At 67.6% G+C, this 24,065-nt stretch carries 22 protein-coding genes; 13 read left to right on the top strand and 9 right to left on the bottom strand.

Going from position 1 to position 24,065, the window contains the following annotated elements:
* Positions 1–121: 121 nt before the first annotated feature.
* A complete protein-coding gene (locus BLV94_RS10915) occupies positions 122–2,290 on the bottom strand; it encodes an RNA degradosome polyphosphate kinase (protein WP_371851540.1) in 2,169 nt (722 codons plus the stop codon).
* A 1,376-nt stretch (positions 2,291–3,666) separates the two neighbouring features.
* On the opposite strand from BLV94_RS10915, the gene BLV94_RS10905 reads away from it, so the two are divergent.
* Positions 3,667–5,223: an IS1634 family transposase gene (locus BLV94_RS10905; protein WP_072937935.1), complete on the top strand. Its 1,557-nt coding sequence runs from the start codon at positions 3,667–3,669 to the stop codon at positions 5,221–5,223.
* Between the two features lie 245 nt (positions 5,224–5,468).
* Here BLV94_RS10905 and BLV94_RS10900 read toward each other — a convergent pair whose 3' ends face one another.
* The 6 genes from BLV94_RS10900 to BLV94_RS10880 all read right to left on the bottom strand — a co-directional run bounded on the left by BLV94_RS10900 (position 5,469) and on the right by BLV94_RS10880 (position 9,439).
* Positions 5,469–5,837: a histone-like nucleoid-structuring protein Lsr2 gene (locus BLV94_RS10900; protein ID WP_072937937.1), complete on the bottom strand. Its 369-nt coding sequence runs from the start codon at positions 5,835–5,837 to the stop codon at positions 5,469–5,471.
* Between the two features lie 537 nt (positions 5,838–6,374).
* Positions 6,375–7,787 (bottom strand): WS/DGAT/MGAT family O-acyltransferase, encoded by a 1,413-nt coding sequence (locus BLV94_RS10895; protein ID WP_072937939.1) that lies wholly within the window; start codon positions 7,785–7,787, stop codon positions 6,375–6,377.
* Between the two features lie 478 nt (positions 7,788–8,265).
* Complete coding sequence (locus tag BLV94_RS49995; RefSeq protein WP_208613703.1) at positions 8,266–8,460, bottom strand: hypothetical protein; 195 nt, start codon at positions 8,458–8,460, stop codon at positions 8,266–8,268.
* Positions 8,424–8,672 (bottom strand): hypothetical protein, encoded by a 249-nt coding sequence (locus tag BLV94_RS49990; RefSeq protein WP_208613702.1) that lies wholly within the window; start codon positions 8,670–8,672, stop codon positions 8,424–8,426. The genes BLV94_RS49995 and BLV94_RS49990 overlap by 37 nt, the downstream gene beginning before the upstream one ends.
* 97 nt (positions 8,673–8,769) lie before the next feature.
* Positions 8,770–8,967 carry an FAD-dependent monooxygenase gene (locus tag BLV94_RS10885; protein ID WP_072937940.1) on the bottom strand — a complete coding sequence of 66 codons (198 nt, stop codon included), beginning with the start codon at positions 8,965–8,967 and terminating at the stop codon, positions 8,770–8,772.
* 10 nt (positions 8,968–8,977) lie between these two features.
* Positions 8,978–9,439 carry an FAD-dependent oxidoreductase gene (locus BLV94_RS10880; protein ID WP_072937941.1) on the bottom strand — a complete coding sequence of 154 codons (462 nt, stop codon included), beginning with the start codon at positions 9,437–9,439 and terminating at the stop codon, positions 8,978–8,980.
* Positions 9,440–9,874: 435 nt separating this feature from the next.
* Between BLV94_RS10880 and BLV94_RS10875 the strand changes: the two genes are divergently transcribed.
* From BLV94_RS10875 to BLV94_RS10860, 5 genes are read left to right on the top strand one after another with little or no spacing between them, the layout of a single operon-like run.
* Positions 9,875–10,534, top strand: a complete 660-nt coding sequence (locus BLV94_RS10875; RefSeq protein WP_072937942.1) for a TetR/AcrR family transcriptional regulator — start codon at positions 9,875–9,877, stop codon at positions 10,532–10,534.
* Positions 10,535–10,563: 29 nt separating this feature from the next.
* Positions 10,564–11,754 carry a hemerythrin domain-containing protein gene (locus BLV94_RS10870; RefSeq protein ID WP_072937943.1) on the top strand — a complete coding sequence of 397 codons (1,191 nt, stop codon included), beginning with the start codon at positions 10,564–10,566 and terminating at the stop codon, positions 11,752–11,754.
* Between the two features lie 57 nt (positions 11,755–11,811).
* Positions 11,812–12,108, top strand: coding sequence for an MTH1187 family thiamine-binding protein (locus BLV94_RS10865; RefSeq protein WP_072937944.1), 297 nt, complete (start codon positions 11,812–11,814; stop codon positions 12,106–12,108).
* A gap of 24 nt (positions 12,109–12,132) precedes the next feature.
* Complete coding sequence (locus BLV94_RS49530; RefSeq protein ID WP_167372116.1) at positions 12,133–12,279, top strand: hypothetical protein; 147 nt, start codon at positions 12,133–12,135, stop codon at positions 12,277–12,279.
* A gap of 53 nt (positions 12,280–12,332) precedes the next feature.
* The gene (locus BLV94_RS10860; protein ID WP_072937945.1) at positions 12,333–12,887 is read left to right on the top strand and encodes a DinB family protein; all 555 of its coding nucleotides are present in this window, start codon (positions 12,333–12,335) and stop codon (positions 12,885–12,887) included.
* Here the strand turns inward: BLV94_RS10860 and BLV94_RS10855 are convergent.
* A complete protein-coding gene (locus BLV94_RS10855) occupies positions 12,884–13,279 on the bottom strand; it encodes an SRPBCC family protein (RefSeq protein ID WP_072937946.1) in 396 nt (131 codons plus the stop codon). The genes BLV94_RS10860 and BLV94_RS10855 overlap by 4 nt on opposite strands.
* A gap of 143 nt (positions 13,280–13,422) precedes the next feature.
* On the opposite strand from BLV94_RS10855, the gene BLV94_RS10850 reads away from it, so the two are divergent.
* The 7 genes from BLV94_RS10850 (at position 13,423) to BLV94_RS10820 (ending at position 23,547) form a co-directional block, all read left to right on the top strand.
* Entirely contained in the window at positions 13,423–14,094 is a 672-nt protein-coding gene (locus BLV94_RS10850) for a HemK2/MTQ2 family protein methyltransferase (RefSeq protein WP_072937947.1), read from the top strand.
* 162 nt (positions 14,095–14,256) lie between these two features.
* Positions 14,257–17,943, top strand: a complete 3,687-nt coding sequence (locus BLV94_RS10845; protein WP_072937948.1) for a nitrate reductase subunit alpha — start codon at positions 14,257–14,259, stop codon at positions 17,941–17,943.
* Positions 17,943–19,601, top strand: a complete 1,659-nt coding sequence (gene narH, locus BLV94_RS10840) for a nitrate reductase subunit beta (RefSeq protein WP_072937949.1) — start codon at positions 17,943–17,945, stop codon at positions 19,599–19,601. The genes BLV94_RS10845 and narH overlap by 1 nt, the downstream gene beginning before the upstream one ends.
* Positions 19,598–20,251: a nitrate reductase molybdenum cofactor assembly chaperone gene (gene narJ, locus BLV94_RS10835; RefSeq protein ID WP_072937950.1), complete on the top strand. Its 654-nt coding sequence runs from the start codon at positions 19,598–19,600 to the stop codon at positions 20,249–20,251. Before narH ends, narJ begins: the two co-directional genes overlap by 4 nt.
* A 1-nt stretch (position 20,252) precedes the next feature.
* A complete protein-coding gene (narI, locus tag BLV94_RS10830) occupies positions 20,253–20,984 on the top strand; it encodes a respiratory nitrate reductase subunit gamma (RefSeq protein ID WP_072937951.1) in 732 nt (243 codons plus the stop codon).
* A gap of 73 nt (positions 20,985–21,057) precedes the next feature.
* A complete protein-coding gene (locus tag BLV94_RS10825; RefSeq protein WP_072937953.1) occupies positions 21,058–22,404 on the top strand; it encodes a M16 family metallopeptidase in 1,347 nt (448 codons plus the stop codon).
* Positions 22,405–22,440: 36 nt separating this feature from the next.
* Positions 22,441–23,547 carry an alcohol dehydrogenase catalytic domain-containing protein gene (locus tag BLV94_RS10820; protein ID WP_072937955.1) on the top strand — a complete coding sequence of 369 codons (1,107 nt, stop codon included), beginning with the start codon at positions 22,441–22,443 and terminating at the stop codon, positions 23,545–23,547.
* A gap of 15 nt (positions 23,548–23,562) precedes the next feature.
* Here the strand turns inward: BLV94_RS10820 and BLV94_RS10815 are convergent, their stop codons facing one another.
* Positions 23,563–24,048 (bottom strand): MarR family winged helix-turn-helix transcriptional regulator, encoded by a 486-nt coding sequence (locus BLV94_RS10815; protein WP_072937957.1) that lies wholly within the window; start codon positions 24,046–24,048, stop codon positions 23,563–23,565.
* Between the last annotated feature and the right edge of the window lie 17 nt (positions 24,049–24,065).

Raw genomic sequence — 24,065 nt, 5'->3', positions numbered from 1 at the left:
GGCGGTCGTGCGTCAGCCGGCGCCCGCAGCGGACCAGCGCATCTCCCTCAGTGCCGGTGACCAACTGCTGGCGATCACGCGGCGGCGGGTGGACCGGTGAGCCACCGGTGCCGTCCCATGGTCAGGACCCGCTGCCGGCTCGAGTTCGCATGAGGGCCTCCTGATGTTCGCGGACGTCCTCGCCGTGCGCGGGGGACGCCACCCAACTGCCGTCGAGGTGCAGCACCCAGCACCGGGTCCTCGGGTCGAGCGCCGAATCGAAGAGGTCGCCTAATTGCGTGGTGAGCCGGGGATCTTTCACCTGGACTCCGGCCTCCACCCTGCGGTCGAGGTTGCGGTGCATCATGTCTGCGCTGGCGATCCAGTATTCGTCCGCCCCGCGGAAGTGCAGGACCCGCGAGTGTTCGAGGAAGCGCCCGAGGATCGACCGGACGTGGATGTTCTCGCTCAGTCCGGGCACCCCGGGTTTCAGCGCGCAGATTCCGCGGACGACGATCTGCACGGGCACACCGGCCTGCGACGCACGGTAGAGCGCGTCGATCACCTGTTCGTCCACTAACGCGTTCGCCTTCAAGCGAATACCCGCGTCCTCGCCGCGAAGTGCGCGCGCCACTTCGCCGTCGATCCGCTCGATGATGCCCCGCCGTATGCCGTAGGGCGCGACGAGGAGGTTGCGGTACTGGGTTTTCCGTGAGTAGCCGGTGAGCGAGTTGAACAGGTCGGTGAGGTCGGCGCCGATCTCCGGTGCCGCGGTGAGCAGACCGATGTCTTCGTACAGCCGGGCCGTCTTGGGATGGTAGTTTCCGGTGCCGATGTGGCAGTAACGCCGGATGGTGGACCCCTCGCGGCGGACGACGAGGCACGTCTTGCAGTGGGTCTTGAGCCCGACCAGTCCGTACGCCACGTGTACGCCGGCTTTTTCGAGTTTGCGGGCCCATTTGATGTTCGCCTGCTCGTCGAATCGCGCCTTGATCTCGACCAGTGCGACAACCTGTTTGCCGGCCTCGGCGGCGGTGATCAGGGCGTCGACGATGGGGGAGTCGCCGGACGTGCGGTAGAGCGTCTGTTTGATCGCGAGGACTTGGGGGTCGGCGGCGGCCTGTTCGATGAAGCGTTGCACGCTGGTGGAGAACGAGTCGTACGGGTGGTGCACGAGGACGTCGCCGTCGCGGAGGGTGGAGAAGACGCTCTTGGGTGTTTCCCGCTCGCCGAACGCCGGATGCGTTGCGGGCACGAACGGTGCGTCCTTGAGGGCGGGCCGGTCGACGGCGTACACCTGCCAGAGGCACGACAGATCGAGCAGTCCGGGCACCTGGATGACGTCGCCGGGGTCGACGTCGAGTTCGCGCAGCAGGAGGTCGAGCATGTGTTCGGTCATGTCGTCCGCGACCTCGAGCCGGACGGGGGAGCCGAATCGTCGCCGTGCGAGTTCCCGCTCGAGGGCCTGCAGGAGGTCCTCGTCGCGGTCTTCCTCGACCTCGAAATCGGCGTTGCGGGTGATGCGGAAGGCGTGGTGTTCGACGATCTCCATGCCCGGGAACAGCATGTCGAGGTGGGCGGAGATCAGATCTTCCAGGGGCAGGAACGCGTCGATGGAGGACGGTGTCTCGTCGCGGCGGACGCGGACGAACCTGCCTACGTTGTCCGGAACCTTGACCCTCGCAAAGTGTTCGCCACCGGTGAGTGCATCTTTCACTGTCACGGCGAGGTTGAGACTCAGGCCGCTGATGTAGGGGAACGGGTGGGCATGGTCGACGGCGAGCGGGGTGAGGACGGGGAAGATCTGGTCCTGGAAGTGCACCGACAGGCGGTCGCGGTCGTCGTCGGTGAGTTCGTCCCATTTGATGATGGAGATCCCTTCGGCGGCAAGCGCAGGACGCACGGAGTCGAGGAACACCCGCGCGGCCTTCTCCGAGATCTCCTGGGTGCGGGTCGCGATCAGCGAGAGTTGCTCGCGAGGGGAGAGGCCGTCGGCTGACCGCACGGACAGGCCGGTCTCGTCGCGGCGCTTGAGTCCCGCGACCCGGACCATGAAGAACTCGTCCAGGTTGGAGGCGAAGATGGCGAGGAATTTGGCGCGCTCGAGCAGCGGCAGCGACGTGTCCTCGGCGAGTGCAAGTACTCGTGAATTGAAATCGAGCCAACTGAGTTCACGGTTCAGATAGCGATTTTCGGGGAGCCCGTCGGCGAGCGCACTCGGCACTGTGCTGGTCGCGGCAGGTGGCGCCCCGGGAATGGTCGGCGGGGGCGCGAGGACGCGACCGTCGCGCGAACCGTCCTCCACGTGCACGTCGGTGTTCGGATGGACTGCTTCGCCGTTGCTCACCCCACGATCATCCCTCGAGAATTCGGCTCTGGACAGTCGACGGCGGCGTCCACGCCAGTGCCGCAATGTCTGCCATGCCGCTGCCTCGAGCGCACGATCGCCGCGGTATACGGCAATCGGGCCCGCACTGTTCGTCCAAGCCGTTCGAAGAAGAGCTTGAGCAGGTCAATATCGGGGAGTGTGGCGGCGAGCTGGGGCAGAAGTCACGTCGACCTCACCGTCGCGAAACGCACTGGTTGCTCCAGGCCGCAATGATGGTAATTCGCTCCCCGTACCGTCAAGTACATCAACTGGACGAGGCACCGCACTCATGACGAATCAGGAATCCCGCAACCCACGCCCCGATCGCATCCCGATATCGGCGAGGTCTGAGTCGGGGCCGAGGCGGTTGACCAAATATCTGCCCTCGACCGACGTCGCAGTGGTCGTCGAGGTCCTCACCGCCGAACGGCAACTTCCATGTCTCGCCGCCGAAGACGATCCCCGCACACCGTGACGGGCCCGCCGATGCGCGGAGGATCCCAGCGGCCCCGCACCTCCGCGGTCGGCGGCAACGTTCCGACCACCGAATCGACGCCGCGGCATCGGCATGGTGCGGTTGGGCGGCGTGACGTGATGGGTCCGCGAAGAGTGCTGGGGACGGTGCCGGTGGTCCGGGTTGTGACGGCGTTGGCGGGAGGGGTTTGCCTGGCGATGGGTGGGGTGTCAGGTGTCGCGTTCGTGCTCGGGACCGGTGTGATGACCGCGCCGGCGAAGGTTGTGGTCGCGGTGACCACCGCCGGGTTTCTCGTCTCGGGCGTGGTGCTGGTTGCTCGTGCTCGTTCTCGTCGACCCGAATGATGCGCGACAGAGGACTATTCGGTCAGCGCCGTCGCCTTCGGGTATCCCACGGACGCAGACGGCGTTCATGGCTGACGTATGACTTCGCAACGGGTTGCCCTGCCGAATAGTGGACAACGCGAAACCCCCGGCTGCCCCGGTCGATCGCCGTCTTCTATCGACGCCGTCGACCGGGTGGCGCCGTGACTTCTGATATTCAGCCGCATCCGATTGGGCGTCTCATGTCGGGGTTGGCGTGATCGTGTGCGCGCTGGAGCAACACCGCCGATTAGCACAATGATGGCTTTTTCTGTGTTCTCCAGAATGGGTGAGATTCTGACGAGGGGGTGAATGTGTTCGGCAAATTAGTGCGCGGCTCCCGCCGACGCTCCATGTGCGAATTCCGCTCGCCTGACTTGCACAGGTCGATGGGGATTTCCGGCTTCGGCTGGCGTTTGTGCTGGTAGTGGATTCGCGGGTCGGGGATATGGGGCACTAATCGGTCGGTAGGATCGCCGGTTGTGGCTGCCTATATCCGCAAGGTTCGGACCGCGTCGGGGGCGACGGCGGTGCAGATCGCCGCGAAGGACGGGGGCCGCCACAAGATCCTTGAGCACCTCGGTTCCGCCCACACCGAGGGCGAGTTGGCGGCACTGTTGCAGGCGGCCCGGGAAAAGCTGCAGGCCGGCCAGCAGGAACTCGACCTCGACCTCGGCGGTGGTGGGGAACGCGGATCGGTGATCGCGACGAAACGGTCCCGCTGGCTGATCGAGGCGATCGAGACCGGATGGCGACGCCTGGGTCTCGACGCTGTCGACGACGACGCGTTCTTCCAGCTGGTCCTCGGCCGGCTCGTCGAGCCGACATCGATGAGCGACACCAGCCGGGTCGTCGCCGAGATCGGCCTGACCCCGGCCCACCGCAACACCTACGCCAACGCATTGAAGCGTTGCGCCACAAACGATTACCGAGACCGGGTCGCGAAGAAATGTTTCGAGCATGCCGCCGCGACCGGCGGATTGAGCTTGGTGCTCTACGACGTCACCACGCTGTACTTCGAGGCAGAGAAGGAAGACGACCTGCGCAAGGTCGGATATTCGAAGGAACGCAGGGTGGATCCGCAGATCGTGGTAGGCCTGCTCGTCGACCGTACCGGATTCCCCCTCGAGATCGGCTGCTTCGAAGGGAACAAGGCAGAAACCCATACCATCGTCCCGATCGTCCGGCAGTTCCAGGCCCGCCACGACATCGAGGGCGTCGAGATGGTTGTCGCCGCCGACGCAGGCATGCTCTCCGCCGGCAATCTCAAGGACCTCGACGAGGCCGGACTCAAGTTCATCGTCGGGTCCCGCGTCACCAAAGCCCCCGCCGATCTCGCAAACCATTTCCATTGGAACGGAAATAGTTTCGCTGACGGACAGATAATCGATACGGTCACTCCCCGGCACGCGAAGAGTACCGTCAACAACGTCAACAAGCGCACCGAACCGGTCTGGGACGCGGCCGGACATCCGAAGTCCTGGCGGGCGGTCTGGCAGTACTCGAAACGACGGGCGGTCCGCGACAATCAGACACTCAACGCCCAGGAGGCCCGGGCCAGGGAGGTCGTCGACGGCGGCACAGCTCCGAAGTCGACGCGGTTCGTCAAGACCACCGCGGGCGGCCGCACCCTCGACACCGCATCTCTCGATCGGGCCCGATCATTGGTCGGGTTGAAGGGCTACGTCACCAACATCCCCGCCACACTGATGGACCCGGGCGAGGTGATCGGCAAGTATCACGACCTTTGGCATGTCGAGCAGTCGTTCCGCATGTCGAAAACCGACCTACGGGCGCGGCCGATGTTCCACCACACCCGCGACGCGATCGAAGCCCACCTCACGGTCGTGTTCACCGCGCTCGCGGTCGCCCGCTATCTGCAGGCCGAGACGGGAGTCTCGATCGGGCGCATCGTGAAAACCCTGCGCCCGCTACAAGAAATCAGCCTGACCATCGCCGGCCACCCCCACACCGCCGCCGACCCGCTCACCGTCGACGCCGCAGCCATCCTCACCTCGCTGGAACTACCGACACGTTGACCGGGGTACTAAAACTGTGCAAGTCAGGTCTCATGTCGGGGTTGGCGTGATCGTGTGCGCGCTGGAGCAACACCGCCGATTAGCACAATGATGGCTTTTTCTGTGTTCTCCAGAATGGGTGAGATTCTGACGAGGGGGTGAATGTGTTCGGCAAATTAGTGCGCGGCTCCCGCCGACGCTCCATGTGCGAATTCCGCTCGCTCCTCAGCCCTCCCATTCCAGCAACGGCGCTCTCGTGGCGGTCGTCAATGAGCAGCGTCGTACGCTTCTGTGATCTCGATGGGAATGCGCCCTCGGCCCCCGATGTCATAGCCCTGTTTCTGTGCCCATTCCCGCACTGCCCTCACCTGGTCACGGTCCCGCCGCACAGGTTTCTGCGTGACGCCACCACCCGACGTCAGTGTGCCCGCGGATCGACTCGTGCGACCACCCACCTTTGTGGCGTGATCGATGTAGTGGTCGAGTTTGTTGTGGAACTCCTTCGCATTCTTCGCCGACAAGTCGATCTGGTAGTCGATTCCATTCACGGAGAAGGCGATTGTCTCTCCCTTTCCCTCCGCTATGGAAGTTCCGTCGATATCGTCAACGTGTTCGACAACTATTTGGCGCGCCATTCCAACTCCTCAGTCGCTTTTGCAAACCCACTCTACGTCCAGTGCACAATGCGCGCCTCGGTCGACACAAGGACATTCTTGGCAGAAAAAGACCTCATGCCCGAGACAGGTCAGCAGTCGAATCCATAGCCGAAGTGTTCGCGGTCGAGGGACGGCGATACTCGATGCCCGCAGGTCGGCTGCGGGCAGCGACAGGGTCCTGTCGAATGGGAACGGTCACCAGCGTTCGATTGTTTCCCGGCCGCCGACCACCCGGGACGAGCTGTCCTTCCCCCGAAATGGCCTCGCAGCGTGAACGAAGGCTGTCGGCCGGCCGTTCGTGACTGTCGAGGTTCGGGGGAGATGATGGAGGTGGTGGGTGTCAGCCGTTGGCGTGGAAGGGGACGCCGTGTCCGCGGCGGCGCGGGGTGGGGCGGCGGAGGATCGCGTGGACGGCGGCGGTCCCGCCGAGTAGCAGTATGAGCAGTGCCTTGTGGATGTTGATGGAATTCCTTCTACTGGGCGGACGCCGGTGTTGTGTCGGTGGCGCCGGTGGAGTCATAGGCCGACGACGCGTTCGAGGGCTCCGAGTTCGGTGTCGAGGTGGTCGAGCATCGGGTGCAGGTTCGGGACGGTGCGCCTGCAGCCGGTCAACCCGAACACGAGTTGGTCGTCGCTGCTGGTGCAGGTGATGTTCAGGGCTTGTCCGGTGACCGGGATCGACAGGGGGTAGAGGGAGTCGAGGTGGGCGCCGTTCCAGTACAGCGGGGTGTCGGGTCCGGCGACGTTGGAGATCACCAGGTTGAACGGCGGCCGCTGTGGTCCTCGGCGGCCGAGGAGCATTTCGATACCGAGGGGGGCGGCGCCGACGGCGCTCATCGCCAGCACTTGGGCGGGGCTCATCGCGCGGAGGGCGTGTTTGCCTTCGCGCATGCAGGTGCGCACGGTGTCGAGGCGGTGGGCGGGGTCCGGTAGGTGGGTGGCGAGGTTGCACATCAGGACCCCGATCCGGTTCCCGTTTGCGGATTCCGTATCGGTGTTGGGGCGCAGGGACACCGGGACCATGGCGATCAGCGGTTCGGCGGGCAGCGCACCGAGGTCGTGCAGGTAGCCGCGCAGTGCCCCTGCGGACATCGCGAGGATGATGTCGTTGACGGTGGCGTCGGCGTGCTTGGCGAGCAGCCGTATCCGTTCGAGTGGCCAGGTGCGGGCGGCGAAGTGGCGGGCGCCCCCGATCGCGACGTTGAACATGGTGTGCGGTGCCTGCGTCGACAGGGGGCCGCCTTTGGCGCGTAGGGCGCGTTCCACGGTGCCGGCCAGCACCGGTGCCAGGCCGGCGACCTCGCTCGACGCGTTGCGGGCGCCGCGCAGGACCTGGCCCGGAAGGTCACGCAGGTTCGGCGGCGTCGATGATCCAGGTTCTGGCGGGGCTGCGTCGGTCGCGGTCGCGGGTGCGGCGGGTTGCCAGGGGGCGGGCATGCCAGTGCGGGTGGGGTCCTCGCTCATGCTGCGGCGCAACAGGTTCATCGCGGATGCGCCGTCGGCGAGGGCGTGGTGGATCTTGGTGTATACCGCGTAGCGGCCGTCGGCGAGGCCTTCGATCAGGTGCATCTCCCACAGTGGGCGGGTGCGGTCGAGTGAGGTCCCGTGCAGTCGGGCCACCAGGGTCATCAGTTCGGGCATGCCACCCGGTTGGGGGAGGGCGTTGCGGTGCACGTGGTAATCGACGTCGACGTCGGTCGCGGTGTCCCAACCCCACTGTCCCAGGGTGGTTACCGATCGTCGGGCCTGCTTGCGGAAGAGCGGTGCCACCTCGTCGGAGGTTGCAGCCGTCTCGAACATCGCTCCGATGTCGGCTGCGTCGGTGCCGTCCGGTGGAGTGAATACTGCCAGGCCGCCGACGTGCATCGGATGTTCCCGCGACTCGCCGAGGAGGAACAGTGAATCGGTCGGCGACATCGGCAGCAGCATGTCGGGTGTCCCTTCCGGCCCCGCTCGCACACCCGCACTGCCACTGCGGGGTTCCCGGGAACCTTGTATTCAGCTCTAGGTAATCGAGTCGTAAGATAACGGTCAGGTGTGGTTCATGTCACAATCTGGCATCTCCCATTCAGTTGTACAGGACGCGCGGACATCCGCGCGAGGCCGAAAGTCCCGGATAGGACAAGTCGGGCAAGCGATCAGGTCGGCCAGACGGGGCGGGCGGACTCGGCGCCTGGTGGTAGTGGTCTCGAGGCGCACATTTATCCGACCGCTCTGACGAGATCCTCGACGATATTTGGATCGCTGCAGACACCCGCGCCGATATCATTCCGCCGGGTCGGCAACAGTGAAAACCGTTGGAAAGTAGGTAATTCGATCGAGGAAGGCCGGCAGTGAGATTGTTCGGTGTCAGGTGCGACTCTCCGGATCCGTAGACCGAGGCGATGTAGCGAAGTCGGCGGGAGAGTCAACACGCCCCGACGTATTCCTCCCTGCGATGCAGCATGGCCACTGCCATTGCGGGGAGCATCAGCACGTGGCCGGCGAGCATCAGACCGTCGCCCGAGAGCAGATCGAGCCACAGCAGTGGGAACAGCACGACGAACGTGAGGTACATCGCCAGCCCTATTTCGGCGATCGCGGCCACGAATGGCGCCGCCATGCCATCCATGCGGCCATTCCCGCGGTCATCGAGGTAGCCATCAGCAACGCGTGCACTTCGATTCGTGCATCGTCGCCGACGAGCGCCGACAGGGGCGCGAATACTGCCATCCCCGCCAGCATCGCGAGCAGCATCTGCAGGTAGTGGACCACGAACGTGCGGTGGGTCAGGGCGGCGCGCCGGGTGGGGCGTTCCGAATCGACGGTGCTCACGGCCTTGTCCTTGCACTGTGGGATCAGGGTGCGGTGGCGGCGAAGTGCCGCCTGTACTGGTCGGGCGCGACGCCGAGGCGTCGCAGGAATGCCGGCTTCAGTTCTGCGGCCGGCGGGCGGGCGCGCTGCGGGCCTCGTCGGCGACGGTGCGGCGTCGGCTTATCGCGGAGGAGTACGTCGATGCGGGGGTGCGCGGGTCGAGGACGGCTGCGGTGGTGAGGGCGTCGTCGATGGCGAGGGAGGCGCCCTGGCCCGCTGCCGGTGACATGCCGTGGGCGGCGTCACCGATGATCATGGCCCGTTGATCACCCAGGAGGGTAGGTCGGGTACGCGATCGGCGTTGCAGGCGAAGATCGTCGGGGTCGCCTCGAGATGGGGCGGACGCCGGGGATCGGGGTGGGGAATGCGGCGGTCAGCTCGCGCGTCCAATCCTGCGAGGGGTGCAGGCCGACGCCGGCCGGGGGGAGCGCCGGGCGGGTCAGCCGGGCGAACCAGAAGGTCCCCGTGCCGCCACCGTCGAGAATGCCGAAGGTGTGTTCTGCGTGGCGGAAGAACGACAGTAGCCCGGGTTCGGGGTCGGTGTGGCCGGGGATGCCGGTGTGGTGGCCGTAGAGCACGACCTGGTCGTCGTAGACCGGTCCGGTCGGGCCGACGATGATCTCTCCGCGCACGATCGAGGACATTCCGTCGCACCCGACGAGCACGTCCGAGTCGACAACCCGGCCGTCGGCCGTGTGCAGCCGCGCACCGTCGGGGGAGGTGTCCACCGCGGTGGCGGTCGCGCCGTGGACGATGGTGGCGCCGAGTTCTCGGCACCGCCGATGAGGTCGCGACGCCAGAAGTGGTGGTGGCCGATCCCGTCGACAGGTGTCAGGGGTGCGCGTCGACTCCGGCCGTCGGTGGTCACCGAGATCGTGTGGACCGGGAGCCCCGTGGCGCGGAGTGTGACGCCGACGCCGAGGGTGTCGAGGTCGGCGAGTGCCTGACCGGACACCGTCAGGTAGGCGCCGTCCTCGCCCGCGGAGTCCGGTTCCCGCCGCTCGTACACGGTCGCCGGCACCACCCGGTCGGTCGCGGTTCTCGGACCGGCCACACTGTGCCTGGAAGGGGCGCTCTTCGACCGTGTTCGGGTACGGACGGGCGCGTCGCCGAAATGACTTGAACAGGGTTGTATTGAAAACTCATGCGTTCTAAGATTGGGTATGGCAACGGTCGAGCACGACTCGGCGGTGCCGGGCGGATCCGGGACCCGCCGGTACCGATCTCCGCTACGCCGCATGCAGGCGGCGAAGACGCGGGCGGTCGTGCTCGAGGCCGCCACCCGGTTGTTCGCCGAGCGCGGCTGGGTCGCGACAGGAGTGCGGGATGTCGCGCGGGCCGCGGAGGTTTCCGTCGAAACCGTCTACGCGACATTCGGATCCAAGGCCGACCTGTTGAAGTCGGCACTGGAGGTTGCCATCGTCGGAGACGACGCTGAGGTGCCGTTGGCAGACCGGCCCGTCTACACGGCGATCCGAACGGGGCGCACGACCAGTGACCGCATCGAGTCGGGTGCGTGCATGATCGCCACGATCAACGAGCGCATCTACCGCCTGGCCGTCGCAATCCGCCAGGGTGCGACGGCGGATGCCACGCTCGCAGCGGTGGCCGCCGACCTGGAAGGGCAGCGCAGGCGCTCGGTCGCCGACGTCGCAGACCTGATCGTGGGTCGTCACGCCGATCCCGGTCAGGTCGACGAACTGTGGGTCCAGGCCCACGACCAGGTCTACGCCCTGCTCGTGGACGAATGCGGTTGGAGCCGTGTCCGTTACGAGTCATGGTTGATCGACCGCATCGAAGAAATCCTCGACCGCCCGGTGTGACACACCGGCGCCTTTGTCTGGAGTAGGTCATGACTACCGACACTCGGCATTCTGCCGACACTCGCATCATGCGCATCGTCCACAACGCGCTGCGCCGCGATATCGCTCGCGCCGCGGAGGCGCTGCACATGGCACCTCCGCCCGCGCAGACCCAACGGGTCGCCCTCGCCGATCATCTCGTGTGGATGATGCATTTCCTGCACCTGCACCACAGCGGCGAGGACCGTGGGCTGTGGCCGCTGGTCCGCGAGTTGAACCCGGACGCCGGGCCGCTGCTCGACGTGATGGACGCCGATCATGCGCGAATCGTCCCCGAGATGGAGCGGGTCGCCGCCGCGGCAACCGAATATCGTGCGCATCCGGCTGCCCGAGAGGAACTTTCGCGTTCCCTCGCCGCTCTCGGGCAGGTTCTGCTGCCGCATCTGCAGCGGGAGGAGGACGAGATGATGCCGGTCGTCGCCCGAACCCTGACCCGTGGTCAGTGGGACGACGTGGAGCAGGAGGTGTTCATTGCCTCGAAGACCAAGCGGGAGCTGGGGATCGAAGCTCACTGGCTTGTCGACGGTGTCGATCGGGAGGACTACGACGTCACCGTTCGCAAGGTCGGTCCCGCCACCCGGTTCATGCTGCTCCATGCGTTCAAACGACCGTATCGGCGGGCGTGCGCCGCCCGGTGGGGCGCCGACCTCGACGTGAGCCCGCGGCACCACCGGCCGGCCCTCACCGAGGGCTCGGCAGAATTGTGGATCGACGTCCCGGCCCGGCCGCTGTACGACGTGGTCGCCGACGTCACCCGCATCACCGAACGCAGCCCCGAGTGCCGCAGCTGCGCGTGGCTACCGGGACGGTCGCCGGGGGCCGTGGGCGCCCGATTCCGGGGACACAACCGCGCACATCACATGCGGTGGTCCCGCGTCTGCGAGGTGACCGCCGCCGATCCGGGCAGGAAATTCGCATTCCACACGGTGTCGGATAGGCGCAACCCGCTGTACCACGACTCGACCACCTGGTCGTACACGTTCAGGGCGGACGGCGACGGGACCCGGGTGACGCACTCGTATCGGATCGACGTACTGCCGTACCGCCCGCTGCTCTCGCTCTACTCACACCTCCAGCCGCAGCACCGCGACATGCGGCCGCAGATGCGGCAGAACCTGGAGGCGTTGCGGCGGCAGGCGCACGCCGACACGGCTACCGGGTCGCTGCCCCGAACGGCCTAGCGGGAGCGGACGAGGTGATTCAATGGTGGTCATCGATCCCCACGGCAAGGAGAGCGCATGCTGGTGGCATTCAGCGTCAGCCCGATGGGCGGGGACTCCGACAGTGTCGGTGCCGCGGTCGCCGCGGCCGTGCGTGTTGTCCGCGAATCCGGGCTGCCCAACGAGACCACGTCGATGTTCACCACCGTCGAGGGTGAGTGGGACGAGGTGATGGCAGTCGTGAAGCGCGCGACGGACGTTCTGCTGGAACAGTTTCCGCGGGTCAGTCTGGTGCTGAAGGCGGATATTCGGCCGGCGCGCAGCGGTCAGCTTCGGGCGAAGGTCGAGACCGTGGAGCGTTACCTGGCCGAGTGACCGTTCTCGCCGGAGTATTGGTGGGTGAGTTCCGTGCCGATCCGGGCGAGTTCGGTGCGGACCAAGAAGGCGGACACCAGGGAGCGGCGGATCGAACGGACGGTCACGCTGGCCGCAATGAATCTGCGGGCCAACCATCCGGGTGTCCGGATCCGGGACGCTGCGCGGTAGCACGTCACGAGATATTCCGACGTCCGGTCGGCGACCGGGAGAGGGGAGCACGAATGGACTGGCCGCACGAACTTGCCGATCAGCTCAGCTGGCACTGGGACCATCAATTGCGCCCACGGCTGGCGGGGCTGACCGATGAGGAGTACGTCTGGGAGCCTGCCCCGGACTGCTGGAGTGTGAGACCGAGAGGCCGCTCGCAGGCTCCCGTTCAGGCCGGCAGCGGCGAGTTCACCATCGACTTCGCCTTTCCCGCGCCGGACCCGCCGCCGATCACGACCATCGCCTGGCGGCTCGGGCACATCATCGTCGGCGTCTTCGGCATGCGGATCGGAAATCACTTCGGCGGCCCGCCCATGGACTATGAGACGTTCGACTACGCCGGCACCGCCGCGCGGGCGCTCATCCAACTCGACGAGCAGTACGACGCCTGGTGCGAAGGCGTGCGGGGCCTGGGAACCAGCGGCCTCGCCGAGCCGTGTGGGCCCAGCGAAGGACCGTTCGCGGACTACCCGATGGCGGCGCTGGTGTTGCACATCAATCGCGAGGTCATCCACCACGGTGCCGAAGTGGCGCTGCTGCGCGATCTGTACCTGCGACGACCGGCCTAGCGTTCGCCCGCGACGCAGGCGAGCCGGCGGACGAGGGTCCGCACGACCGGGCCGTAGGTGATGCCGAGCATCGCATCGAGTGGCCCGGGCGCGGACATCGTCATCGTGATCCGCGAACCGGTGCCGCGGGGCTCGACGAGGTGATCGAGCGTCATCGGTCCCACCCGCCAGGTCCAGGAGCGGCCGGGTGTCGTGGCCGAGATGGATACGGGAACCGGCACGATCCAGAGCAATCGGGCCGCGCCGCACCGGCCGGCCTCGACCTCGGGGGAACCGAGACCCCACGCGCCGCGCACGTGCGGCGCCCACTCGGGCCAGCGCGAGGGCCGAGCGACGAGCGCCCACACGGTCCCCACCGGGGCGTCGGAATCGGCTGAGAAGGAATGTGGCACGGAGGAGGAGTACCCGTTTTCGGCCCCGGCCGACGGCGAAGGGGGGGTGGACGTGAACAACGGGTGAATTGGGCCGTGTCGAGTTGCGTGTAACTCGCGGTACTGGCCACGCTTGTAGGGAACGGCGAGGGAGGGAGCCGATCATGCTCGTTCGTCTACCCGGGGTGTATCGCCCCCAGCGCGACACGTGGCTGCTCGCCGAGGTGCTGGCCGCCCGAGAACTCGGGCCGGGCACCCGTGTACTCGATCTCTGCTGCGGCACAGGCGTGTTGAGTGTCCAGGCGTGTGCGGCGGGGGCCGGCTGGGTGACCGCGGTCGACGTGTCCCGCCGCGCCGCGATCAGTACGTGGCTCAATGCCACACTGAACCGGCGGACGATCCGTGTGGTGCGGGGCGATCTGGTGGACGCCGTCCGGACCCTTCGCTTCGACGTGGTGGTGGCCAACCCGCCGTACGCGCCGGCGACCGACGACGGCAGGCCGGGCCGGGTCCTCGCGCGGGCTTGGGACGGGGGCGTCGACGGGCGCGCCGTGCTGGACCGGATCTGCAGCGAAACCCCGGACCTCCTCGCTCCCGGTGGCACCCTGCTCCTCGTCCAGTCGACGCTCAACGGAGTGGACAAGACGCGGGCGATGCTCGAGGAACGGGGACTGCGGGTGGACGTGGTGACGTCGGAGGACGTGCCGTTCGGTCCCGCGCTCGCGTCCCGCACGAGGATGCTGGAGGCGCGGGACATGATCCGGCCGGGCCAGCGCACCGAGCGCATCGCGGTGCTGGCGGCGACCGACTTGCGGTCCGGCGATACGCGGCACTGACCCGGCGAGCGCGTCGACCCGATTCCGGTGTTTGTCCGATTCGCCACGATCCCGCGGCAACTGCGGTTCCATGGACGGGTGCGTTCAGGACTTCGTGAGGTATCGAATTCGACGCGGACCCCGAGTCCGGCGTCGGCCCACTCGACCTGAAGGAGAGCAGACGTGGTCATCCCGCACACCGGTGGTCCCGCGGAGGAAGCCCTGCTCAGGGGAGGGCGGTTCTTCACCCCGGGTGTGTTCTCGGACGACCTGCGCACCGTCACCCGGGAAGGCGGGCGGCAGGGCGACGTCTTCTACCGGGACCGCTGGAGCCACGACAAGGTGGTGCGGTCCACCCACGGGGTGAACTGCACCGGATCGTGTTCGTGGAAGATCTACGTCAAGGACGGGATCATCACGTGGGAGACCCAGGAAACCGACTACCCGTCGGTGGGTCCGGACCGCCCCGAGTACGAACCCCGCGGCTGCCCGCGCGGTGCGGCGTTCTCCTGGTACACGTACTCGCCGACACGCGTGCGGTATCCCTACGCGCGCGGTGTTCTCGTCGAAATGTACCGGGAGGCGCGTGAGCGTCTCGGTGATCCGGTGGACGCGTGGGCCGACATCCAGGCCGACCCCGCGCGTCGCCGGAAGTATCAGCAGGCCAGGGGCAAGGGCGGACTCGTTCGGGTCACCTGGGCCGAGGCCACCGAGATGATCGCCGCCGCGCACGTGCACACGATCAGGGAATACGGCCCCGACCGGATCGCCGGGTTCTCGCCGATTCCCGCGATGTCGATGGTGTCGTTCGCCGCGGGATCGCGGTTCGTCGAACTCCTCGGTGGCGTCATGACCTCGTTCTACGATTGGTACGCCGATCTTCCGGTCGCGTCGCCGCAGGTGTTCGGGGATCAGACCGACGTTCCCGAGTCCGGAGACTGGTGGGACGCGGCGTATCTGATGATGTGGGGGTCCAACGTCCCGGTCACCCGGACGCCGGACGCCCACTGGATGGCCGAGGTGCGGTATCGCGGCACGAAAGTCGTGTCGATCAGCCCCGATTACGCCGACAACACGAAATTCGCCGACGAGTGGATGCCGTGCGCGGCGGGCACGGACGGCGCGATGGCGATGGCGATGGGACACGTGATCCTGTCGGAGTTCTTCGTGACGCGGCGCGAACCGTTCTTCGTCGACTACGTGCGGCAGTACACGGACCTGCCGTTCCTGATCGCGCTCGAGGAACGCGACGGCCGCCTCGTTCCGGGAAAGAATCTCACCGCCGCGGATCTCGGGGACACGAGCGAGAATGCCGCGTTCAAACCCGTCCTGGTGGACGGCGCGACGGGCGAGGTGGTGGTGCCGCACGGCTCCCTCGGATTCCGCTACGGCGACGAGGGCGTGGGGAAATGGAATCTGGACCTCGGTGATGTCGTTCCCGCGCTGACGGTCGCCGCGCCCGACGGCGAGGGCGAGACCGCCGCCGTGCACCTGCCGCGGTTCGACACCCGAGACGGCCACGGCGAGACGCTGGTGCGCGGTGTGCCGGTTCGCCGGGTCGGCGACCTCCGGGTGTGCACTGTCTACGACCTCCTGCTCGCCCAGTACGGCGTTGCTCGGCCCGGGCTTCCCGGCGAGTGGCCCGGCGGCTTCGACGACGCGGCCGTCCCGTACACACCGGCGTGGCAGGAGCCGATCACCGGGGTCGCGGCGGCGCAGGTGATCCGGATCGCCCGCGAGTTCGCGACCAACGCCGTCGACTCGGGCGGGCGTTCGATGATCATCATGGGCGCCGGGATCTGCCAGTGGTTCCACGGCGACGCGACGTACCGGGCGGTGCTGAGCCTGCTGTTGCTCACCGGGTCGATGGGCCGCAACGGCGGCGGGTGGGCCCACTACGTCGGGCAGGAGAAGTGCCGTCCCGTCACGGGATGGGCGACGGTCGCGATGGGCACCGACTGGAGTCGCCCGCCGCGCCAGATGGCGGGCACGTCGTATTGGTACGTCCACACCGACCAGTGGCGGTACGACGGGTACCGCGCCGACGCCCTCGCGAGCCCCACCGGCCGGGGAAACTTCCGGGGCAGGCACACGATGGACGTGATGACGTCGGCCGTCTCGATGGGGTGGACGCCGTTCTACCCGCAGTTCGACCGCTCCAGCCTCGACCTGGCGGACGAGGCCGAGGCCCAGGGGCGTGACGTCGTGGAGCACGTGACCAGCCGATTGGCCTCGGGGGAGCTGAAATTCGCGCTCACCGACCCGGACGATCCGCGGAACTGGCCGCGCGTGCTGAGTGTGTGGCGCGCGAACCTGCTCGGTTCGTCGAGCAAGGGCAACGAGTACTTTCTCCGGCATCTCCTGGGCACGACGTCGAATCTGCAGGCGGAGCCCACCCCCGAGAACCTTCGTCCGAACGACGTCACCTGGCGCGACGACATCCCGGAGGGCAAACTCGACCTGCTGATGTCGATCGACTTCCGGATGACGTCCACCACGTTGCTGTCGGACGTCGTCCTCCCCGCCGCGACCTGGTACGAGAAGTCCGACCTGTCCAGCACCGACATGCACCCGTACCTGCATGCCTTCACCGCGGCGATCGACCCGCCGTGGGAAACCCGTTCCGATTTCGACGCTTTCGGTGCGGTGGCGCAGGCGTTCAGCGTGCTGGCGCGGCGGCACCTCGGTGTGCGCCGCGACGTCGTGATGGGCACGTTGCAGCACGACACCCCGGGAGCGATGGCATACCGGGGCGGCACCGAACAGGATTGGCGCGCACACGGTCAGACGCCCGTCCCGGGCACGACGATGGGGCCGCTGGTGGTGGTCGAACGGGACTATCCCGCCGTCGCCGAGAAGTGGGCGGCGCTGGGGCCGCTCGTCGAGTCGGCGGGGCTCACCACCAAAGGCGTCACCACGCATCCGGACCGGGAGGTACGAGAACTCGCCGCCGAGCACGGCGTCCTCGACTCCGGCGTCGCCGCGGGTCGTCCGGCGCTCGACACCGCAGAGAAGATGGCCGAGACCATCCTCGCGTTGTCGGGGACGTCGAACGGCAGACTCGCCGTCCAGGGATTCCGCGAACTGGAGAAGCGGACGGGCACGCCGCTCGCGCACCTCGCCGAGGGGAGCGAGGAGCGCCGGATCACGTTCGCCGACACCCAGGCCCGGCCTGTTCCGGTGATCACCAGCCCCGAATGGTCGGGCAGCGAGACCGGCGGCCGCCGGTACGCACCGTTCACAGTGAATATCGAGGAACTGAAGCCATTTCACACGCTGACCGGGCGCATGCACTTCTTCCTCGACCACGACTGGATCGAGGAACTGGGGGAGCAATTGCCCATCTACCGCCCGCCGCTCGACATGGCCCGGTTGTTCGGCGAACCCGCCGTGGGCGATCGGCAGGGCGGGATCGGGCTGAGCGTGCGCTATCTGACCCCGCACTCGAAGTGGTCGATCCACTCCGAGTACCAGGACAACCTGTTCATGCTGTCGCTGTCCCGGGGTGGGCCCACCATGTGGATGAGCCCGAACGACGCCGCGAAGATCGAGGTGCGCGACAACGACTGGGTGGAGGCGGTCAACCGCAACGGCGTGGTGGTGTGCCGGGCGATCGTCTCGCATCGGATGCCGGACGGTGTCGTCTACGTGTACCACGCGCAGGAACGCACCATCGACGTGCCGCTCACCGAGACCACCGGAAAGCGTGGGGGCATCCACAACTCGCTGACCAGGCTGCTGATCAAACCATCCCACCTGGCCGGTGGCTACGCCCAGACGTCGTTCGCGTTCAATTACCTCGGGCCCACCGGAAACCAACGCGACGAGGTGACGGTGGTGCGTCGTCGCTCGCAGGAGGTGACGTACTGATGCGTGTCATGGCTCAGCTCGCGATGGTGATGAATCTCGACAAGTGCATCGGCTGCCACACCTGTTCGGTGACGTGCAAGCAGGCGTGGACCAATCGCTCGGGCACCGAGTACGTGTGGTTCAACAACGTGGAAACCCGCCCCGGTCAAGGCTATCCGCGCACGTACGAGGACCAGGAGAAGTGGCGCGGCGGATGGGTACGGGACGGCAAGGGGCGGCTGCGCCTGCGGGACGGCGGCCGGTGGAAGAAGCTCTCGCGGATCTTCTCGAACCCGAAGATGCCGTCCATCGACGACTACTACGAACCCTGGACCTACGACTACGAGAACCTCACCCAGGCCCCGCTCGGCGAGCACATGCCCGTCGCGGCGCCGCGCAGCCTGATCAGCGGTCGGCCGATGAAGGTGGAGTGGTCGGCGAACTGGGACGACGACCTCGCGGGTTCACCCGAGATCCTCCCGGACGATCCGGTCCTGAAGAAGGTGAGCGACAAGGTCAAGCTCGAACTCGAAGAGACGTTCATGTTCTACCTGCCGCGTATCTGCGAGCACTGCCTCAACCCGTCGTGCGTCGCCTCCTGCCCGTCGGGGGCGATGTACAAGCGGTCCGAGGACGGCATCGTGCTCGTCGACCAGGACAAGTGCCGCGGATGGCGGATGTGCGTGTCCGGATGCCCGTACAAGAAGGTGTATTTCAACCACAAGACCGGCAAGGCCGAGAAGTGCACGTTCTGCTATCCGCGCGTCGAGGTGGGACTGCCGACGGTGTGCGCGGAGACGTGCGTCGGCCGGCTGCGCTACATCGGCCTGCTGTTCTACGACGTCGACAAGGTCCTCGCCGCGGCCTCGGTGGAGAACGACACGGACCTGTACGAGGCGCAACTCGATCTCCTGCTCGACCCTCGCGACCCCGCGGTCGTGGAGGGCGCCCGGGCGGAAGGGATCTCGGACGAGTGGATCGAGGCGGCCCAGAACTCGCCCGTGCACGCCCTGATCAAGGACTGCCGGGTTGCGCTGCCGCTGCATCCGGAATTCCGGACGATGCCGATGGTCTGGTACGTGCCGCCCCTCTCGCCCGTCGTCGATGCCGTCAGCCGCGACGGTCACGACGGGGAGGACGTCGGCAACCTGTTCGGTGCGCTCGAATCGTTGCGGATCCCGGTCGAGTACCTCGCGGGGCTGTTCACCGCCGGCGACACCGAAGTGGTGGGCGGCGTCCTGCGGCGTCTCGCGGCCATGCGGTCGTACATGCGTGACATCAACCTCGGTCGCGAACCGCAGGCCCATATCCCGGAGGCGGTGGGGATGACGGAGGAAGAGATCTACCAGATGTACCGGTTGCTGGCACTCGCGAAATACGAAGAGCGGTACGTGATCCCCACGGCCTACGCCGCCGACGGACACCGCCTCGAGGAGACGGCGACGGAATGTGCACTCGACTTCGAGGGCGGCCCCGGCATGCACGGGTCCGGCCCCTTCGGCGAAGCCAGCGGCGGCCCGGTACCCGTGGCGGTCGAGACGTTCCACGCGCTGCGCGAGCGGCAGACCACCGACGAGATGTCCGCCAACGCGAGCCATCCGTCCCGGGTGAACCTGCTGAACTGGGACGGCAAAGGCGCCCCGGCCGGAATGTTTCCCGAGCGGAGTGATCGGCGGTGACCCCTCTGTTGCGGCGTCGGCGCGACCGCGTCCGGGACCGGCTCGTGTGGCACGCGGCGGCACTGCTGCTCGCGTATCCGGACGACGGCCGAGACGAGCGTCTCCACGTCGTCGCCGACATCCTCGGGCACCTGCCGCCCGATTCGGGGCGGCTCCTCGCGGAGGCGCATCGCTTCCTGTGCGAGACGGACCCGTACGTGGCGGCGGCGCAGTACGTCGAGACGTTCGATCTCCGCCGCCGCACGACGCTGTATCTGACGTACTGGACGGCGGGCGACACCCGCAACCGCGGCCGCGAGATCCTGGCCTTCGCCGACACCTACCGCCGCGCCGGCGTCGAACCGCCGAAGGACGAATCGGCCGATCACCTGACGGTGGTGCTCGAGTTCGCCGCGCTCGTCGACGCCGCCGCGGGTGCGGGACTCCTGTCGGCGCACCGGGTTCCACTCGACATGCTGCACGCGGCGCTCGGCGAGACGGGCTCGCCGTACGCCGCCGTCGTCGCGGGCGTGTGCGGAACCCTGCCGCCCGCCTCCGACCGGGACGTGGTGCGGGCGCGGCAACTCGCCGCGGCCGGGCCGCCCGCCGAGGCCGTCGGGCTCGAGCCCTTCACCCTGACCGTTCCACCGCGCCGAGAAGGAGCGACCTGACATGTCCGCCGGTGAACTCTTCTGGGACATCGTGCCGTACGTCACGCTGGCGATCTTCGTGGTCGGCACGTGGTGGCGGTACCGCTATGACAAATTCGGCTGGACCACCCGCTCGTCGCAGCTCTACGAGAGCCGATTGCTGCGGATCGGCAGCCCGCTGTTCCACTTCGGCATCCTCGTCGTGATCGCCGGACACGTGATCGGCCTGGTCGTCCCGCAGTCGTGGACCGATGCGATCGGGATGAGCGAGCACGCCTATCACGTCCAGGCCCTCGTGCTCGGTGCGATCGCGGGTGTCGCGACCCTGGCCGGTGCGCTCGTTCTGGTGTATCGCCGCCGTACCCGGGGTCCAGTGTTCACGGCGACCACCTGGAACGACAAGCTGATGTACGCGGTGCTGCTCGCCGCGATCGTCGCCGGGCTGGCGACCACCCTGCTCGGATCCGGCGTCGTCGGCGAGGAGAGCAACTACCGCGAGACGGTGTCGCCGTGGTTCCGGTCGATCTGGATTCTGCAGCCCCGCGGCGATCTGATGGCGCAGGCGGCGCCGGCCTTCCACATCCACGTCGCGATTGCTCTGGTGTTGTTCGCCCTCTGGCCGTTCACCCGGCTCGTGCACGCCTTCAGCGCTCCCGTGGGCTATCTGTTCCGCCCCTACATCGTGTACCGGAGCCGCGACGTCGCCCGGAACGGCGAGCTCATCGGCTCGCAACCCCGTCGTCGAGGCTGGTGACCCGCTGTCGGGGGCCGCGTGTAAAGTTTGCCGTTCGACGACGCCCAGCTTTCGAGGACCGCTGAACCACTACATGGCCAAGATCGATCGCAGCCGCACTGCCGCACTCACCCAAGCGCCGACCCTGCACGAGCCGGATGCCGGCGTCCGGCGCACCGTGCTCCCCGGCGGGCTCCGGGTGGTCACCGAATACGTTCCCGGTGTCCGATCCGCGTCCGTGGGCGTCTGGGTGGGTGTCGGATCACGTGACGAGCAACCCACCGTCGCCGGTGCCGCGCACTTCCTCGAGCACCTGCTGTTCAAGGCCACGCCGTCGCGCAGCGCTCTCGACATCGCGCAGGTGATGGACGGCGTCGGCGGCGAGCTCAACGCCTTCACGTCCAAGGAGCACACCTGCTTCTACGCGCACGTGCTCGACGACGACCTGCCGCTCGCCATCGACCTCGTCAGTGACGTCGTCCTGCGCGGCCGCTGCCGGTCCTCCGACGTCGACGTCGAACGCCAGGTGGTCCTCGAAGAGATCTCGATGCGCGACGACGACCCGGAGGACCTCCTCGGCGACGCGTTCCTGACCGCTCTGTACGGCGACCATCCCGTCGGCAGGCCGGTGATCGGCAGTGTCGAATCCATCGAATCGATGACCCGCACCCAACTCCACTCGTTCCACGTGCGGCGCTACACGCCGCCGCGCATGGTGGTCGCCGTCGCCGGCAACGTGGAGCACGAACACACGGTCGAGCTGGTGCGGCGCGCGTTCGCCGGGCACCTCGAATCGGCGTCCGAACCAGCTCCCCGACGCGCAGGCACCCTGCGCCTGCGCACGGAGCCGGCGCTCAGCCTGACCAACCGGGACAGCGAACAGGTCCACCTCTCGCTCGGGGTGCGCGCGTTCGGGCGGCACGAGGCCCACCGCTGGGCGCTGTCGGTCCTCAACGCCGCCGTCGGCGGCGGGCTCAGTTCCCGGCTCTTCCAGGAAGTGCGGGAGATCCGCGGCCTGGCATATTCCGTGTACTCGGGCATCGACACGTTCTCCGACACGGGCGCGTTCTCGATCTACGCCGGGTGCCAGCCCGAGAACCTCGGCGAGGTCACCACGGTGATCCGTGAGGTGCTGTCGAACGTGGCGGCCGAGGGCATCACCGACGCCGAGTGCGCCCGCGCCAAGGGTTCGCTGCGGGGCGGACTGGTTCTGGGACTGGAGGATTCGGGCTCCCGGATGCACCGCATCGGTCGCAGTGAGCTCAACTACGGCAATCACCGCAGCATCACCGAAACCCTGAGCAAGATCGACGCGGTCACCACCGACGAGGTCCGCGACGTCGCGAGGGTCCTGCTGCAGCGCCCGTTCGCCGCCGCCGTCGTCGGACCGTATCGTCGCAAGCGCGACCTGCCGGCCTCGGTGCGCGGCATCGTCCGGTAACGAGGATTCGCCGAACACCGACAGGAGCAGCCCGACATGAAGATCCGTGGAGCGGTACTCGAGGAGATCGGGAGAACGCGCCCGTTCGCCGAGTCGGCGCCGATCTCGATCTCCGAACTCGACCTCGACGAACCCGGTGCGGGCGAGATCCTGGTCCGGATCGAGGCGGCGGGTCTGTGCCACTCCGACCTGTCCGTCGTCGACGGCAACCGGGTGCGCCCGGTCCCGATGCTGCTCGGGCACGAGGCGGCGGGGCGGATCACGCAACTCGGCGCCGGCGTCGACGACGTCGCGGTCGGACAGCGCGTGGTCATGACGTTCCTCCCGCGCTGCGGAGAGTGTGAAGGCTGCGCCACCGACGGCCGGATGCCGTGCGGGCCCGGCACCAGTGCGAACAACGACGGAACCCTACTCGACGGGGGAGCGCGACTGCACCGCGGCGGCGCCACCGTGCACCACCACCTCGGGGTGTCCGGATTCGCGACGCACGCGGTCGTCAACCGGCGCTCGGTCGTTCCCGTCGGCGACGACGTCCCCGCCGACGTGGCGGCCGTGCTCGGATGCGCCGTCCTCACCGGCGGCGGCGCCGTCCTCAACGCGGGCGACCCGCAACCCGGCCAGGCCGTGATGGTCGTCGGGCTCGGCGGGGTGGGAATGGCCGCGATCCTGACGGCCGTGTCCCGGGGCGCCGGCGAGGTCATCGGCGTGGACGCCGTGCCCGCGAAATTGCAGACCGCCCGCGAACTCGGAGCGACGGCGGTCTACACCCCGGCGGAACTCGAGGAAGCGGGCGTCCGGGCGCCCATCGTCATCGAGGCCGCCGGGAACGCCCGCGCGTTCGAATCGGCTGTTCGCGCAACCTCTCCTGGGGGCAAGACGATCACCGTCGGACTGCCGAGCCCGGACGCGCAGTCGTCGATCTCCCCGCTCACCCTGGTGGCGGAGGCCCGCACGATCATCGGCAGCTACCTCGGGTCGGCGGTGCCGTCCCGCGACATCCCGATCTACGAGGACCTCTGGCGCTCCGGGAAGCTTCCCGTCGAGAAACTCATCTCCTCCCGCATCACGCTCGACGACATCAACCGCGGCATGGACGAACTCGCCGACGGCAGGGCGATCCGGCAGATCATCGTGTTCGACTGATTCGCGCGGATTCCGTCAGTCGGAGTCGCTCGGGCGCCCCGTGACGTCTTCGACGGACAGTGCCGACAACGCAATCAGGCCGGCCAGAAAGCCCGCGCGCTCCCGCTCCGGCAACCGGGTGAGGAGTCGCTCCTCGCCCCGCCGGATCGCCGCCTGCGCCGAATCGCGCACCCGATGCCCGTCCGGGGTCAGCGACAGCAGCCGGGCCCGGCGGTCCGCGGGATCACGCTGCCGGTCGATCAGGCCGCGGTCCTGCAGTTCGTCGAGCACACTGATGATCCTGGTCTTGTCGGCGCCGATCGCCTCCGCGAGGGCGGCCTGGGTGCGCAGCGGGTGCTCGTCGAGTGCGAGGAGTACGACGTATCCCCACATGGTCAGCCCGTGCTCGGCGAGCACGGGGAGTTCCGCCGCCACCAGTGAGCGGTTCAGGGTGGTCGTCATCGCGGCGAGGTCGGGGCGGGTGCGCTCGTGCTGTCCGTTCTTCGGGTGGAGGCTCGGCATACCGCAGAAAATACACC

The organism is Rhodococcus koreensis, assembly GCF_900105905.1.
GTDB classification, from domain to species: domain Bacteria; phylum Actinomycetota; class Actinomycetes; order Mycobacteriales; family Mycobacteriaceae; genus Rhodococcus_F; species Rhodococcus_F koreensis.
This window is presented reverse-complemented; position numbering and strand designations above follow the sequence as displayed.